This is a genomic window from uncultured Luteimonas sp. (genome assembly GCF_947492465.1).
Classification (GTDB): Bacteria; Pseudomonadota; Gammaproteobacteria; order Xanthomonadales; family Xanthomonadaceae; genus Luteimonas.
Genome location: NZ_CANLNF010000006.1, coordinates 32,307 through 47,558, shown reverse-complemented (window position 1 = coordinate 47,558; position 15,252 = coordinate 32,307). Strand labels below are relative to the sequence as shown.

Below are 15,252 nucleotides of genomic sequence, written 5' to 3'. Positions count from 1 at the left end.
CCCGGGCGCGGCCGACGTCGCAGTCGCCGCCGACAGGGACTTGCGACGCTGCGCGATCGCGCCGGATGCCCGGCCATGATCGGAGCGCGCCGCCTCAACGCCTGCGGAGCATTCCCACCACGAGCAGGATCACGATCGCGCCGACCAGCGAGGCCAGGAAGCCCACCTTCTCGCCCGCGCCGTACCAGCCCATGGTGCGGCCGAACCAGCCGGCCAGCAGGGCGCCGCCGATGCCCAGCAGCGTGGTCAGAATCAGTCCCATCCGGTCGCGGCCGGGCTTGAGCAGGCGCGCGAGCACGCCGACCACCAGGCCGACCACGATGATCCACAGCCAGCTGCTGCCGCCGAACATGCCTTCCATTCGTTTCCCCTGTCGTTGTCGATGACGCAAGGCTGGCAGGACCGGCGCGGCCGCGCCAGTCCTGCCGCACGCGCTTGTTTCAGCAGCAGCCGTGGTCGCCGTGGCGGGCGCCGCTGTCGGGCGCGACCGCCGCACCGCTCGTCTCGCCGCGCTGGCTGGCCAGGTGGTGCTCGGCGATCACGCGCGCCACCGATGCGGTGACCTTCTTGCCCATCGGGATGTGCAGGAACTCGTTCGGTCCGTGCGCATTGGAGTGCGGCCCGAGCACGCCGGTGATCATGAACTGCGCGCCGGGGAACTTCTCGCCCAGCATGCCCATGAAGGGAATCGAGCCGCCTTCACCCATGTACATCGCCGGCTGACCGAAGAACTCCTGGCTGGCCGCGTCGATCGCGCGCTCCAGCCACGCCGACTGTGCCGGCGCGTTCCAGCCGGTGGCGGCCTTTTCCAGCGCCAGCGTGACCTGCGCGCCATCGGGCGGATCGCGCAGCAGCTCGGCCTGCAGCAGTTCGCCGGCGCGTTTGCCGTCGACCGTGGGCGGCAGGCGCAGCGACAGCTTGACCGCGGTGTGCGGGCGCAACACGTTGCCGGCCGAATCCAGCGAAGGGATGCCGCCGACTCCGGTGACCGACAGGGCCGGGCGCCAGGTGCGGTTGAGCACCAGCTCGGCGAGTTCATCGGCCATCGGGCGCAGGCCCGGCACCAGCGGGAACTTGTCGTAGATGGCCGTATCCAGCACCTCGGCCGCGCGGCGGGCCTGCTCCAGGCGCTCATCGGGGACCTGCGCATGCAGCCCCTCGAGCAGGATGCGCCCGGTCTTCTCGTCCTCGATGCGTGAGAGCAACTGGCGCAGCAGGCGGAAGCTCGAGGCCACCACGCCCGATGCATCGCCCGAGTGCACGCCTTCCTCCAGCACCTTCACCGTGAGGTTGCCGCCGGCCAGGCCGCGCAGCGAGGTGGTGCACCACAGCTGGTCGTAGTTGCCGCAGCCCGAATCCAGGCACACGACCAGCGACGGCTTGCCGATGCGGTCGGCCAGGTGGTCGACGTAGGCCGGCAGGTCGTAGCTGCCCGACTCCTCGCAGGCCTCGATCAGCACCACGCAGCGCGCGTGCGGCACCTGCTGCTCGTGCAGGGCCAGGATCGCGGCCAGCGAGCCGTAGATCGCATAGCCGTCGTCCGCGCCGCCGCGGCCGTACAGGCGCTCGCCGCGCAGCACCGGCTTCCAGGGGCCGAGGTCGTCGTCCCAGCCGGTCATTTCCGGCTGCTTGTCGAGATGGCCGTAAAGCAGCACGCAGTCGTCGTCGCTGCCGCCGTGCGCGGCCGGGATCTCGATGTAGATCAGGGGGGTGCGGCCTTCCAGCTGCACCACCTCCACCTGCATGCCGGGGATCGGCTGCGCGCGCGCCCAGGATTCCATCAGCTTCACGGCGTCGGCCATGTAGCCGTTCTTCACCCAGTCGGCGTCGAACATCGGCGACTTGTTGGGGATGCGGATGTATTCGACGAGCTGGGGAACGATCTCGTCGTCCCACTTGGCGCCGACGTAGCGGTCGATCTTGCTGGCGTCCATCGTGCGTGTCCGGTGCGGAAAATTCGATTCTATCGCGCGCGGCGTGTAGGGGTTTTCCGACGCGGCACCGCGGCGTAGCCCTGCGCCGCGGCGGCGGCTGCGGCGATGCCCTGCGGCGCGACGACGCGCAACACTGCGATTGCCGGCTGCGAGGAACGCGCCGGGGGCAAGGAAACCCACTTCAACATCAGGAGATCGACATGAACAAGATCAAGGCCCTGCTTTCGACGCTGGCGCTGTCGCTGCTGCTGGCGGGCAGCGCGCTGGCCACCGAGAAGGTCAACATCAATACCGCCGACGCGGCCACGCTCGATCGCGTGCTGCACAACGTCGGCGCGGCCAAGGCCGAGGCGATCGTCGCCCACCGCAAGGCCAACGGGCCGTTCCAGAGTCCCGAGCAGCTGGCCCAGGTGAAGGGCATCGGCCTGCGCACGGTCGAGCAGAACCGCGATCGCATCGTCGTCTCCGCACCGCGCGCGGCCAAGCCGGCCGGCGCCGGCGCCGCCGCGGGCCGGACCGCCGCGCAGACCCGCTGACCCCAGTCTGCTGGCGCGCAGGGACGCGCGCCAGCGACGGGAGCAGGGATGCTCCGGGGACCGGCCGGAGGCCGCCACAGGGACGTACCCGCCGCCCGTTCCGCGCCAGGATGGCCCGGGCGGGCGGCCTTTCGCCGTCTGCATCGCGCGTCGCGCTTGGAGTCCGGCGCTGCCCGCCTCGATCCAGCGGATGATGCAGGGCTGGACGCAGCAGCGGCTGCGCGAGACCCGATCTACACTGGCCGCATGCAGTCCTCGCGCGTGATTCCCGCCAACGAGTACCGGCGCCTGCGCTGGGCCAACCAGGCCGGCTGGACCCGCGAGATCCATGCCGATCCCGGGACCGGCCACTGGGCCTGGCGCATCTCGATCGCCGAACTCGACCGCGCCTCGCCGTTCTCGCCATTGCCCGGGGTCGAACGGGAACTGGTGCTGCTGCGCGGCGAAGGCCTGCGCCTGCGTTTCGCGGATGACGCCTTGGTCGAACTGCATCCGCCGCACGGCCGGCTGCGTTTCGACGGCGGGCGCGTGCTGGTGGGAGAGCCGGAGGGCCGCTGCGAGGTGTTCAACCTGATGTGGCGGCGCGATGCGGCCGAAGCGCAGCTCTGGCATCGCCCGCTCACCGGCGCGATGGTGGTCTTCGTCGAGCCCGGCTCGACCTGGATCGTGCACCTGCTCGGCGGCCACGCGCGCATTGGCGCCGACGCGGCCTTCCCGGCGCTGGCGGCGGGCGATACCGCGCTGCTGCGTGCGCAGGGCCAGCGCGCGCGCTACGTGATCGATGGCGGCGGCGAAGTGCTGCTGGCGCGGATCGACGCGGCCGCGCGCTGAAGCCGCGACCCGGGCGCGTGGCGCGGGTCGCGGCGGTCGCGGTCAGTAGACGTCGCGCCGATAGCGCCCCTGCGCGCGCAGCTGCTCCAGCGGGCCGTCCCCGAGTGTTTCGCGCAGCACCGCGTCCACGCCGGGCGCCATGCCCTCGAGGCTGCCGCAGACGTAGATGCTGGCGCCCGCGGCGATCCACTCGCGCAGCGCCGGTGCCGCCGCGCGCAGCGCGTCCTGCACGTAGCGCGGGCCGCCCGGGTCGCGGGAGAACACCGCGTCCAGGCGCTCCAGCACGCCCGATGCACGCCAGCGCTGGAGATCGGCATCGAAGAATGCATCGCGCGCCTGTTCGCGCTCGCCGAACAGCAGCCAGTTGCGGCGCGCGCCGGCGCGTTCGCGTGCCTTGAGCAGTGCGCGCAGGCCGGCGATGCCGGTGCCGTTGCCGATCAGCAGCAGCGGGCGCGGGTCGGCCGGCGGATGGAAGTTGGGGTTGCTGCGGATGCGCAGGTCAACCGGCGCGCCGGGAAGGGCATGTAGGCACAGCCAACCGCTGCCCAGGCCCGGCCGGCCGTCGTCGCGCCGCATCTGCCGCACCAGCAGCTCCAGCGCGCCGTCTCCGGGCAGCGAGGCGATCGAGTATTCGCGGTGCGGCAGCGGCTGCAGCGCATCGGCCAGCGCCTGCGGGTCGGCGACACGTCCGCCAGCCTCGGGCGGGCGCGATCGCGACAGCGCCTCGCGCAGCGGCGTCGCCTCGCCCCGCACGAGCACCGTGGCCGCCCCGTCCAGGCCGCGTGCGGCGAGCCACTGCTCCACTTCGGCCGGCGGATTGCGCGGGCCGACCTCGGCGATGTCGCCGGCCTGCCACGACGGCGTCCCGCCGGCGGGCGGATGCAGGGCGAGGTGGAACGCCGGGCCGCCGAGGCTGCCCGGGTTCAGCAGGCGCCGCGACGCCAGGGTCCACGATTCGTAGCGCGGCGGCGTCCAGTCCGGCATCGCGTCGGCGCCTGCAGCCTGGGCGAGGTGGTGCTGCCAGTGGCGCAGCGCGCCGGGATCGCCGTTGTCGACCTCGGTCAGGTCGAAGAGTGCGCGCGCGCCGCACTGCCGCAGCCACTGTTCGAGCTGGTGGCCGAAGGCGCAGAAGTGCGCGTAGCCGCGGTCGCCCAGCGCCAGCACCGCGTACTGCAGCGTGCCGAGTGCCGCGGGCCGCGCCATTGCCGCGCGCACGAAGGGCAGGGCGGGATCGGGCGGATCGCCTTCGCCGGTGGTGCTGACGATGAACAGAGCGCGGCCGGTACGTGCCAGCACCGCGGCGTCGACCGACGCGAGCGGCAGCAGCGCGACCTGCAGGCCGGCCGCGCGCAGCGCCGCGGCCGTCTGCGCGGCCAGCGCGGCGGCGAATCCGGTCTGGCTGGCGTGCACGACCAGCCAGGGCAGCGCCGCGTCGTGGTCGAGGGTCTCGACGGCCATCGGCCGTGCGCGACGCAACAGCCATGCGCTCGCGCCGAGATAGGCCGCGACCCAGCCTGCGGCCAGCCACCACTGCCGCGGCCGCGGCGACGCTGGCCACCAGTCGGCGTCGTGCAGCGGCAACAGCGCCAGCGCCGCGACCAGGAGCAGGGCCAGCGCCGCGACGTTGCCCAGCAGCGCCCGCCAGCGCGGCGGCGGGTTGGCGGCAGCGGCGTTCATTGCAGCAGGCAGGCTTCAAATGCGGGAGTCAGGCGCGGCGGCGCAGCGGCATCCGACGGCAGCAGCCGCGCGGCCAGTCCATGCGCGCTGGCGAAGGCGTGGCCGCCCTCCAGGCCGAGCACCGTCAGGGCGGTCGACCAGGCGTCGGCCTGCATCGCGCTGGCGGCGAGCACGCTCACCGCCGCCGGCGCGTCGACCACCGGCGCGCCGCTGCGCGGATCGAGGGTGTGCGACAGTTCGCGGCCGCCGGCCTCGAACCGCTGCCAGCGCGGACCCGAGGTCGCGATCGCCGCATCCTCGAGTACCACCACGCAGGGCGCTCCCTGTTCGGGGCCGTCGCTGTCGACCAGCACGCGCCAGGGCGTGCCGTCGGGCTTGCGGCCATGGCCGCGCAGCTCGCCGCCGACGTCGACCAGCGCCGCGGCGATACCGCGCGCCTGCAGCAGCGCGACCACCGCATCGACGCCGTAACCCTTCGCGATCGCCGACAGGTCCAGCGACAGGCCGCCGGGCTGCAGCAGTTCGCGCGTGTCCGGGCGCAGCTCCAGCCTGCGCCAGCCGGCGGCGTCGCGCGCCTGCGCCAGCACCGCCGGGTCCGGAACCCGGCGCGGACCCGCCTGCGCGCCGAATCCCCAGGCCGCGACCAGGCCGCCGATCGCCGGATCGAAGGCACCGTCGCTGGCCTGCGCCACCTGCAGCGCGCACGCCATCACCCGGAAGAAGTCGTCGGGCAGGACATGCCAGCTGCCGGCGGGCGCCCGGTTGAACCGGGCCAGGTCCGAGTCCGGCTCCCAGGTGCTCATCTGCGCCACGATCGCGTCCAGCCGCGTCTGCACCTGTCCGTGCAGCGCATCCAGCGGCTGGCTGCGCGGCGCACACAGGTCCACGCGCCAGCGCGTGCCCATGGTGGCGCCATACAGCGTGTGCACGGCGGCGGGATCGGCGGCGGAAGTCGCGTCGCCGGTCATGCCGGTCCCGGCATCGGCCCGGACAGCGCAGCGTCGCGCATTACTGCGGCAGCACTTCCAGCGTGGCCACGTACGACAGGCGGCGCCGGCTCGCCTGCGGGACCGACGGGCGATCGTCCTGCACGCCGGCTTCGAGCCAGTACATGCCCGGTTCCGGCCAGGTGACGCGGAGCAGGCCTTCGGCATCCGTGGTGGCGGTGATCTCTTCCTGCGCGTTGCGGTAACGGGTGCCGCCGCGCACGATCTCGAACGCCAGGCCGGGCGCGGGCTTGCCGTCGACCAGCACGCGGAACGTGGCTTCCTCGCCCGCGAACAGGTCGTTGGGATGGGTCACCGGCGCCAGTTCGATGCCCTGGCCGGTGGCCGCGAGCGCGGTGTCGTTGGGCGCGCCGTTGGTGACGAAGGTTTCCACCCGGCCCACGGTCTGGGTGACCTCCACGTTCCGCGCGTCCTTCGGCACCTTGGTCGCCAGGTCTTCGGCGGTCGCGCTGCGCAGGAAGCCGCCGCGCGTGTCGGGCGCCGCGCCCGGGCCGCTGACCGGCTTGCCTTCGGCCTCGGCGCGGGCCTTCGCGGCCAGGCTGGCGGGCGTGTCCCAGCGTACCGACAGACCGGCGCTGGCGTTGGCGATGCGATAGGTGCCGGTCTGCGCGAGCTGCAGGTCGAAGGTGCTGCGGTACTTGCCGGTGCTGGCGTTGCTGAGCTCGACCGTGCTGCCGTCGGGCGCGGTGGCGGTCACGTTGTCCAGCCGCATCGGCACGTGGTCCGGGAAGAACAGCTGGTTGGAGATCGCGCCATCGAAGGTCACCCACACGTCGCCGCCGTTGACCACGGCCTGCGAGGGAATGATCCATTGCTTGTGCGCGGCGGCCGACAGCGGCAGCAGTGCGGCGACCGCCAGGACGAGCAGGGACGTACGCTTCATGGAAGACTCCTTGAACGAAGGGAATGTGCGCGCGGCGCTCACGGCGTGAGCCTGAGCGAGACGGCGCCGAGTTCGCTGCTGCCCTGCGCGCGGCCGGACTGCGCGGACTTGACCGGCCAGGTGAAGGGGATCTTGAGCAGCTCGCGGCCGCCGACCTCGCGCACGGCCTCGACCACCAGGGTGTATTCGCCGGGTGCAAGCTTCGACAGCTCCGGATGCGCATCGTCGAAGCCCAGCTCGTGCGTGCCGGCCGGCCGCGTGGGCCCGGTGACGCCGTCGACCGGCACCTCGAGCGCGCGTCCGGACTTGCGCCACCACTGGCGCAGGTCGGGCAGCCACTTGGTGCCGTGGCCTTCGCTGGTGTCCTTGCTCATGTACCAGACCGCGAGGTTGGCCGCGTGCTTGCCGCCCGGGCCTTCGACGAACACCGCCACGTAGGGCCGGTGATATTCGGCGACCTTCATCTGCGGGATCTGCACCGAGACGGTGACGTCGGTCGCCTGCGCCGGGAGGGCGAGCAGACTGCCGATGGCGATGCTGAGCTGGATGCGCATGGAGCGGCCTCCTGGAAGCGGAATCAGTGGATGAACAGCAGCGCCAGCAGCGCCGGCACCAGCAGACCCAGGCCGACGTACGGCCAGGTCATGCGGCGCTGGCGCGCATGCATCTGCAGCAGCAGCAGGCCGGTGACGGTGAACACCACGCAGGCCAGCGCGAAGATGTCGATGAACCAGCCCCAGGCCGGCCCGGTGTTGCGCCCCTTGTGCAGGTCGTTGAGCCAGGAGATCCAGCCGCGTTCGGTGCGCTCGTACTCCAGCTCGCCGCTGGCGCGGTCGATGCTCAGCCAGGCGTCGCGGCCCGGTCCCGGCATCGACAGGTAGATCTCGTCGGCCGACCACTCGGCCTCGCGGCTGCCGATGGGTGCGTCGAGCGCATCGGACAGCCACGCCGCCACCATGGGCGGCAGCGGCGCGGTCTGCTCGTCGTCGCCTTCCAGCGCCGCCTGCAGCGGCGGCGGCAGCGCCAGCTGGCGGTTGTCGACGCGTGGCTCGCCCTCGATCCTGGACGCGTGGTTGAGGGTGATCCCGGTCACCGCGAACAGCAGCATGCCCACCAGGCACAGCGCCGAGCTGATCCAGTGCCACTGGTGCAGCGTGCGCAGCCAGAAGCCGCGGCGCTGCTGGCCGGTGAGCGCGTTGGAAGTGGCCTCGTGGGGCATGGGGCGGGTCACGGGAAGGGCGGCAAGTATACGGTGTGGACGAGAAGCGTTCTCATTCCTGGGGGCGGTCCGGCCGCGCCCGGAGGCCCGGGCGCGACCCAGTGGCCGCTCAGAACTGCACGTTCACGCCCAGCCAGAGGTTCCGCGACTTGTCCTTGTTGTTGTAGTCGTCCAGGTAGGTCGGGGCCCACTCGCCGGTGTTCGCGTCCTGCGTCCACAGCGTCTGGAAGGTGGTGAAGTCCTCGTCCAGCAGGTTGTTGATCCGCGCGTTGAGGCTGACGTTGTCGTTGAACCGGTACTGCGCGCCCAGGTGCAGCACGGTGTAGTCCTGGTAGTCCCGGCGCACGCCTTCGATCACGTCGCGGTAGCGCCGGGAGCGCGCCTCGGCGACCAGCTGCAGGCTGAAGCGCTCGCTCGCCTGCCAGCCGAGGGTGGCGTTGGCCATGTGCCTGGCGGTGTCGGTCAGCGGCAGGCCCCGCTGCGCGCCGCTGAGCTGCTCGCTGTCGGTGTAGGTGTAGTTCGCGCGCAGCGACCAGGCCTCGGTGATGCCCCAGCGTCCGGCGAGCTCGGCGCCCTGGATGCGGACCTCGTCGATGTTGATGTTCTGCGCGTAGGTCGTGTAACCCAGCAGCCCGTAGTCGCCGAGGTTGGCGCAGGGCCGCACGCCGCCGGTCTGCTCGCAGCTCAGGCTGGTCTCGCCGCGGGCGATCTTGTCCTCGAAATCGTTGCGGAACACGGTGACGTTGAAATTGTGCCGGCGGTCTGGCGAGGTCCAGTACAGCGCGACCTCGCTGTTGACGCTGGTCTCGGGCTGCAGGTCGGGGTTGCCGACGAAGGGCGAGGTGCCCTGGCCGCCGAAGCCGGTGATGCCGTCGTACAGGTCGGTGGTCTTGGGCGTCTTGTAGCCGGTGCTCACCCCGCCCTTCAGCGTCCAGGCCGGGCCGATGTCCCAGACCGCATAGGCGCGCGGACTCAGGTGGCTGCCGAACACGTTGTGGTCGTCGTGGCGCAGGCCCAGGGTGACGGTCAGCGCGTCGTTCGGACTCCAGTTGTTCTCCGCGAACAGCGACCACATCCGGTGTTCCTGCACCGTGCCGTTGCCTTCGCCGCCGTCCTCCAGGCCGAACACGCCGTCCTCGAGTTCGCCATCAATGGCCTGCCCGCCGACGATGACGTGGTGCTGCTCGCCGAGCGCGAAATCGAACTTGGCATCCAGCGTGTACTGGCTGCTTTCCATGGTGCGCCGGGGTCGCGGCAGGAAGGTGTCGGCGACCAGCTGGCGGCGCTCGTCGCGGTCCAGGCCGGCGTACGGGCCGGTGTCGCAGACGTCCGCGTTGCCGCAGTACATGTCCCGGTGGCGCAGGCGCTCGGCCACGGTGAAGGGCAGGGTGCGGCCGAGGTTGGCGGTCTCGATGTGGGCCAGCGAGACGAAGCTGTTGCCCCAGTCCCACTGGCCCTGGTGCGTGGCCGACCACTGGTCGCGGGTGAACTTCTGGTCGGCGGCGTAGCCCACGCGCGGAGCCGGACGCCACAGCCCCTCGATGCCGTCGACGGTGCCCAGCGGATAGGTTTCGGTGCCGAGATTGTTGATGTACGGGGTGTTGTCGTATTCCTGTTCGGAGGTGTCGTAGTCGAGGACCACGCTCTGGAATTCGGTCGGCGTCCAGCTGAGGGTGAGGCCGGCCGTGCGGTTGACGTTGTCGACCGTCTTGCCGCCGCCGCCGAAGCCCAGGGAACGCTCGAACTGCGTGCCGTCGGGCGCGGTGATGACCTCGTAGTCCGGGGTCGAGGCGTCGCGTTCGTATCGCGAGCCGCGCACGCCCAGGCCGAGCCTGTCCTGCACCAGCGGACCGCTGACGGCGAAGTCCAGGGTGGTGTCGGTGCCGAAGTCGTCGTTCTCCTGGAAGTTGCGCGACACCGTCGCCGATCCGTGCCAGGCGTCGCCGACCTTGCGGGTGATGATGTTGATCACCCCGCCCATGGCGTCGGCGCCGTACAGGGTCGAGGCCGGGCCTCGGATCACCTCGATGCGCTCGATCATGTCCAGCGGCGGGATGTGGTTGAACTGGTTGCCGCCGAAGTTGTTCGGATAGATGTCGCCGTGATTGTTCTGGCGCTTGCCGTCGATCAGGATCAGCGTGTAGTCCGGGCCCATGCCGCGCAGGCTGATCGTCTTCTGCCCGGTCTTGTCCGAGGTCTCGCCGACGTCGACGCCCTCCAGGTCGCGCACCGCGTCGATCAGTGTGATGTAGGGGCGCGTGGTCAGCTCCTCGCGCGTGATCACGCTGATGCTGGCCGGCGCGTCGGTGATCTTCTGCTCGAAGCCGGCGGCGGTGACGACTACGGCATCGAAATCGACCGGGTCCGGGGCCGGCGCCGGCGCGGGCGCCGCGATGGCCGGGGCGGCCAGGCCGACGGCGAGGGCGCAGGTGAGGGGCGAGCGGCGCAACAGGGTTCGCAGGGAGGTGGGCATGTAGGCGGGTTCTGTGTCGGTGACGTGGGGTCGGCCCGGCGGCGGGGCGCGCGCATGGGCTGGCGGCCGGCCGGGCGGAAAGGAAGAGGGGCGGGAGGCCCGCGCTAGCCGGCGGGCGGCGCGTGCGCTGGCGGCAGGCAGGGGCTGCCCGGCCGAGGGTCGAGGTCACGCGGCATGCGGATCACGTTCATTTCCCGTGGGCGGCAGAGACACGCCCGATGTGAAAATGTTAAACGAGAATCTTTATCAAACGCAATCGCAACATCGTTCTGCGCAGCGGGCCGGGCATTTTTGTCCACCGGACAAGCCGGACAAGCTGGACAAGCCGGACAAGCCGGACAAGCGGAGGGACGCGGAAGTGGCAGGAGGCAGGCCGTCAGGCCCGGAACCGGCTTACTCGCGGTCGTCGCGCACCCAGACCCCGCCGTCCTGGGTCCTGACCGGGAACTTCGCCACCGGCTCATAGGCCGGCGCGCACAGGGCGCGGCCGTCGCGGATGTCGAAGCGGGCGCCATGCAGCACGCACTCCACGCTCGACTCGCCGGCCTCGAAACTGCCGGCCGACAGTTCGAAGTCCTCGTGCGTGCACTTGTCCTCGAGCGCGTACAGGGTGCCGTCGAGGTTGAACACCACGATGCCGGCGCCGGTGACCTCGTCGAAGCCGGTCTTCATCTCGCCCGGGAGCAGGTCCGAGGTCGCGCAGATGAAGGTCCAGGTCTCGCTCATGCGGCTGCTCCGTCGAAACGTTTCTCGAGCACCTCGAAGCGCAGGTCGTCGCGCAGCGGGACGCCGAAGCGCTCGTCGCCGTAGGGAAAGGGCTTGAGCACGCCGGTACGCCGGTAGCCGCGGCGCTGGTACCAGGCGATCAGTTCGTCGCGCACGTCGATCACGGTCATCCGCATCGCCGGCAGCGCCCACTCCTCGCGGGCCACGCGCTCGCATTCGGCCAGCAGGCGGCCGCCCAGGCCGCCTCGCTGCAGGCCGGGCCGGACGGCGAACATGCCGAAATAGCCCGCGCCGTCCTCGTCGGCCACGTGCGCGCACGCGGCCAGGCCGGCCCCGTCGCCGGCGACCAGTACCCGGCTGCGCGGACGCGCCAGGTCGGCACGCAGCACCTCCGGGTCGATGCGCTGGCCCTGGAGCAGGTCGGCCTCGGTGGTCCAGCCGGCGCGGCTGGCATCGCCGCGATAGGCGGACGTGACCAGGGCGACCAGGGCCGGAATGTCGTCCTCGGTGGCGGCGCGGAAGTCGGGTGCGTGCATGGGCACATTGTAGGAGTTGCGTGCGGCGGACCGCAGCCGCCGGCGGGCGACGTGGGTGGCGGCGCGCGGTCCGGTCGCGCGCGTCGCGATCAGCCCAGCAGCCTGCGCACCTTCTGCAGCGCGGCGACGAAGGCGTCGATCTCCTCGTGCGTGTTGTAGAACGCCAGCGAGGCGCGGCAGGTGGCGGCGACGCCATAGAACTGCAGCAGCGGATGCGCGCAATGCTGGCCCGAACGCACGGCCACGCCTTCCAGGTCGAGCAGGGTGGCCAGGTCGTGCGCATGCGCGCCCTCGACCAGGAACGACACCACCGCCGCCTTCTCCGGCGCGCGGCCGAGGATGCGCACGCCGCCGGCCGCGTCCAGCGCCTCGGTCAGGTGCGACAGCAGCTCGGCTTCCCGTGCCTCGATCGCGTCCATGCCGATGCCCTGCAGGTAGTCCACCGCGGCGCGCAGGCCGACGAAGCCGGAAATGTTGGGCGTGCCCGCCTCGAAGCGGTGCGGCGCATCGTTGAACACGGTCCCGTCGAAGCTGACCTCGCGGATCATCTCGCCGCCGCCGAGGAAGGGCGGCATCGCCTGCAGGTGCTCGCGCCGGCCCCAGAGCACGCCGGTGCCGGTCGGGCCGCACATCTTGTGGCCGGTGAAGGCGTAGAAGTCGCAGCCGATCGCGGCCACGTCCACCTTGCGGTGCGGCACCGCCTGCGAGCCGTCGACCACGGTGACGATGCCGCGTCGCCGCGCCTCGCGGCAGATCTCGCGCACCGGATTGACCGTGCCCAGCACGTTGGACACGTGGGCCACGGCCAGCAGCTTGACCTCGGGCGTCATCGCCTGGCGCAGCGCGTCGAGGTCGAGGCTGCCGTCGGGCAGGATCTCGGCCACGCGCACCGTTGCCCCGGTGCGCTCCGCCACCAGCTGCCAGGGCACGATGTTGGCGTGGTGCTCCATGCGCGAGACCAGGATCACGTCGCCCGCGCGCAGCCGCGGCAGCGCCCAGGAGTAGGCCACCAGGTTGATCGCGAACGTGGTGCCGCTGCAGAGCACCAGCTCGTCGCTGCGCGCGTTGACGAAGCGCGCCAGTGCGGTGCGCGAGGCCTCGTAGGCCTCGGTGGCCTCGGTGCCCAGCGCGTGCACGGCGCGGCTGACGTTGGCGTTGTGACGACGATAGAAATCGTCCATCGCCTCGATCACCGCCGCCGGCTTCTGCCCGGTGTTCGCGCTGTCCAGGTAGAGCAGCGGCTTGCCGTGCACCTGCCGCTGCAGCAGCGGGAACCCGGCGCGGATGCGCGCCCAGTCGGGCGCGGTCGCGGCGCGTTCTTCGGCTGTGCCGGGGGTGGCCGGCTGCGGGCGGACAGTGCTCATGGCCTCAGGCTCCCAGTGCGTCCAGCGCCAGGTCGATGTGCGCCACCAGCGCCTCGCGCACCGCCGCGTCGCCGATCATGGCCAGCGGTTCGCGGCAGAAGGCGATGGTCAGCAGCTGCCGCGCCTCGTCCAGCGGTAGGCCGCGCGAGCGCAGGTAGAACAGCGCGTTCGCGTCGATCTGCCCGACCGTCGCGCCGTGCGCGGCCTGCACCTCGTCGGCGTGGATCACCAGCACCGGCTGGGTATCGATCTCGGCATGGGCCGACAGCAGCAGGTTCTTGTTCGACAGCCGCGCGTCGGTGCCATCGGCGCCCTCGTGGATGGTGATGCCGCCATGGAACACCGCGCGCCCGCGCCCGCCGCCGATGCCGCGCCAGAGCAGCTCGCAGCGGGTGTCGCGCGCCAGGTGCTCGATGCCCAGGCGGGTATCGACATGGCGGCGCCCGTCCGCCAGCAGCACGCCGTTGGCGGCCAGTTCCGCGCGGTCGCCTTCCAGCCGCACGTTGAGCTCGTGCCGCGACAGCGCACCGCCCAGCTCCAGGTCGACGCGGTGGTAGCGGGCGTCCTCGCCCAGCCGCGCGTCGGTACGCAGGAACAGCGTCGCGCCTGCGTCGGCATGCTGCACGCGCGCATGCAGCAGTGTCGCGCGGGCGCCGACCTCGATCGCCAGCACCTGGTTGTCGAGGTGGCGGTGGGCCGCGCCGTCGAGGTGGTGCTCCATCAGGCGCAGGCTGGCGTCCTCGCCGAGTTCGACGCGGTGGCGCAGGTGCCAGGCGAGATCGGCCTCGGCCGGGGCGCCGACGAAGACCAGGTGCACGGGCACGTCGACCTCGACACCCGCGGGTACCCGCAGGCGCACGCCGCCCTGCGCCAGCGCGGCATTGAGCCGTGCGAACACCGCGTCGGCCGGTGCCTCCTCGCCGTAGGCGGTTTCGCTGGCCGTGGCGGCCAGCTCCACGCCGGCCGGCAGCGCGTCGAGGCGCGAGAGCGCGGCGTCATGGCGCCCGTTGACGAAGACCAGGCGCGGCGCCGGGATGGCGTCGAGCAGGGCCGGATCGATGGCCGCCTGTTGCAGCTGCGCGGGCGCGAACTCTCGCCGCTCCAGTGCGCGCAGCGGGGTGTACTTCCAGCTTTCGGTGCGCGGCCCGGGCAGGCCGTCGCGCAGCACGGCCTCCAGCCGTTCGCGCTGCGTGGCGTCGCCACCGAAGCCGCTGGCGAGCGAATCGAGGAGCGGGCTGCTCACGCGGCGGCTCCCGGCGCGACCCGGTCGGCGATCCACGCGTAGCCGTGCTGCTCCAGTTCGAGCGCCAGTTCCGGTCCGCCGCTCTCGACGATGCGGCCGTCGGCCAGCACGTGCACCACGTCGGGCCGGATATAGTCGAGCAGCCGCTGGTAGTGCGTGATCACCACGAACGAGCGATCGGGCGAGCGCAGCGCGTTGACGCCGTCGGCGACGTGCTTGAGCGCGTCGATGTCCAGGCCCGAGTCGGTTTCGTCGAGGATCGCCAGCCGCGGCTCCAGCACCGCCAGCTGGAAGATCTCGTTGCGCTTCTTCTCGCCGCCGGAGAAACCCTCGTTGACGCCGCGGTGCAGCAGCTTGTCGTCCAGGTGCAGCACCGACAGCTTCTCGCGCACCAGCTTGAGGAACTGCATCGAATCGAGCTCCTCCTCGCCGCGCGCCTTGCGTTGCGCGTTGAGCGCGCTGCGCAGGAAGTAGGTGTTGTTCACGCCGGGGATTTCCACCGGGTACTGGAAGGCAAGGAACACGCCGGCCGCGGCGCGTTCCTCGGGCTCGAGTTCCAGCAGCGGCTTGCCGTCGAACTCGACGCTGCCTTCGGTGATCTCATAGCCCTCGCGGCCAGCCAGGATGTTGCCCAGCGTGGACTTGCCCGCGCCGTTGGGGCCCATGATGGCGTGCACCTGGCCGGGCTTCACGTCGAGCGAAAGGCCCTTGAGGATGTCGCGGTCGCCGATGCGGGCGTGCAGGTTTTCGATCTTGAGCATGGGATTGGGGATTCGGGATTGGGGATTCGGAAAGGCGGGATCGGACTCGGGAATAGGCGAGG

General features: G+C 71.6%; 15 protein-coding genes. 2 read left to right on the top strand and 13 right to left on the bottom strand.

Annotation, left to right across the window (positions count from 1 at the left end; all coding sequences use genetic code 11):
• Positions 1–94: 94 nt before the first annotated feature.
• A complete protein-coding gene (locus tag Q0863_RS13595; RefSeq protein ID WP_298579228.1) occupies positions 95–361 on the bottom strand; it encodes a GlsB/YeaQ/YmgE family stress response membrane protein in 267 nt (88 codons plus the stop codon).
• A 79-nt stretch (positions 362–440) separates the two neighbouring features.
• Positions 441–1,934: a M20 family metallopeptidase gene (locus Q0863_RS13590; RefSeq protein ID WP_298579226.1), complete on the bottom strand. Its 1,494-nt coding sequence runs from the start codon at positions 1,932–1,934 to the stop codon at positions 441–443.
• A 200-nt stretch (positions 1,935–2,134) separates the two neighbouring features.
• Between Q0863_RS13590 and Q0863_RS13585 the strand changes: the two genes are divergently transcribed.
• Together Q0863_RS13585 and Q0863_RS13580 are read left to right on the top strand one after the other, a co-directional pair.
• Complete coding sequence (locus Q0863_RS13585) at positions 2,135–2,470, top strand: ComEA family DNA-binding protein (RefSeq protein ID WP_298579224.1); 336 nt, start codon at positions 2,135–2,137, stop codon at positions 2,468–2,470.
• A gap of 246 nt (positions 2,471–2,716) precedes the next feature.
• The gene (locus Q0863_RS13580) at positions 2,717–3,301 is read left to right on the top strand and encodes a HutD family protein (protein WP_298579222.1); all 585 of its coding nucleotides are present in this window, start codon (positions 2,717–2,719) and stop codon (positions 3,299–3,301) included.
• A gap of 42 nt (positions 3,302–3,343) precedes the next feature.
• On the opposite strand, the gene Q0863_RS13575 is transcribed toward Q0863_RS13580, so the two are convergent.
• The 11 genes from Q0863_RS13575 to sufC form a co-directional block, all read right to left on the bottom strand.
• The gene (locus tag Q0863_RS13575) at positions 3,344–4,978 is read right to left on the bottom strand and encodes a sulfite reductase flavoprotein subunit alpha (protein ID WP_298579220.1); all 1,635 of its coding nucleotides are present in this window, start codon (positions 4,976–4,978) and stop codon (positions 3,344–3,346) included.
• Entirely contained in the window at positions 4,975–5,946 is a 972-nt protein-coding gene (locus Q0863_RS13570; protein ID WP_298579218.1) for an FAD:protein FMN transferase, read from the bottom strand. The genes Q0863_RS13575 and Q0863_RS13570 overlap by 4 nt, the downstream gene beginning before the upstream one ends.
• Before the next feature lie 40 nt (positions 5,947–5,986).
• A complete protein-coding gene (locus tag Q0863_RS13565; protein ID WP_298579217.1) occupies positions 5,987–6,868 on the bottom strand; it encodes a DUF4198 domain-containing protein in 882 nt (293 codons plus the stop codon).
• 38 nt (positions 6,869–6,906) lie between these two features.
• Positions 6,907–7,422, bottom strand: coding sequence for a DUF2271 domain-containing protein (locus Q0863_RS13560; RefSeq protein WP_298579215.1), 516 nt, complete (start codon positions 7,420–7,422; stop codon positions 6,907–6,909).
• 23 nt (positions 7,423–7,445) lie between these two features.
• On the bottom strand, positions 7,446–8,087 hold the full coding sequence (locus Q0863_RS13555; RefSeq protein WP_298579213.1) for a PepSY-associated TM helix domain-containing protein: 642 nt from the start codon (positions 8,085–8,087) through the stop codon (positions 7,446–7,448).
• A 109-nt stretch (positions 8,088–8,196) separates the two neighbouring features.
• The gene (locus Q0863_RS13550; RefSeq protein WP_298579211.1) at positions 8,197–10,560 is read right to left on the bottom strand and encodes a TonB-dependent receptor; all 2,364 of its coding nucleotides are present in this window, start codon (positions 10,558–10,560) and stop codon (positions 8,197–8,199) included.
• Between the two features lie 393 nt (positions 10,561–10,953).
• Positions 10,954–11,286, bottom strand: a complete 333-nt coding sequence (locus Q0863_RS13545; protein WP_298579209.1) for a non-heme iron oxygenase ferredoxin subunit — start codon at positions 11,284–11,286, stop codon at positions 10,954–10,956.
• Positions 11,283–11,822 (bottom strand): GNAT family N-acetyltransferase, encoded by a 540-nt coding sequence (locus tag Q0863_RS13540; RefSeq protein ID WP_298579207.1) that lies wholly within the window; start codon positions 11,820–11,822, stop codon positions 11,283–11,285. Before Q0863_RS13540 ends, Q0863_RS13545 begins: the two co-directional genes overlap by 4 nt.
• 89 nt (positions 11,823–11,911) lie before the next feature.
• Positions 11,912–13,186 (bottom strand): cysteine desulfurase, encoded by a 1,275-nt coding sequence (locus tag Q0863_RS13535; protein ID WP_298579205.1) that lies wholly within the window; start codon positions 13,184–13,186, stop codon positions 11,912–11,914.
• A 4-nt stretch (positions 13,187–13,190) separates the two neighbouring features.
• Positions 13,191–14,429 (bottom strand): Fe-S cluster assembly protein SufD, encoded by a 1,239-nt coding sequence (gene sufD, locus Q0863_RS13530; RefSeq protein WP_298579203.1) that lies wholly within the window; start codon positions 14,427–14,429, stop codon positions 13,191–13,193.
• Entirely contained in the window at positions 14,426–15,190 is a 765-nt protein-coding gene (gene sufC / locus Q0863_RS13525; RefSeq protein ID WP_298579201.1) for a Fe-S cluster assembly ATPase SufC, read from the bottom strand. Before sufC ends, sufD begins: the two co-directional genes overlap by 4 nt.
• Positions 15,191–15,252 lie beyond the last annotated feature (62 nt).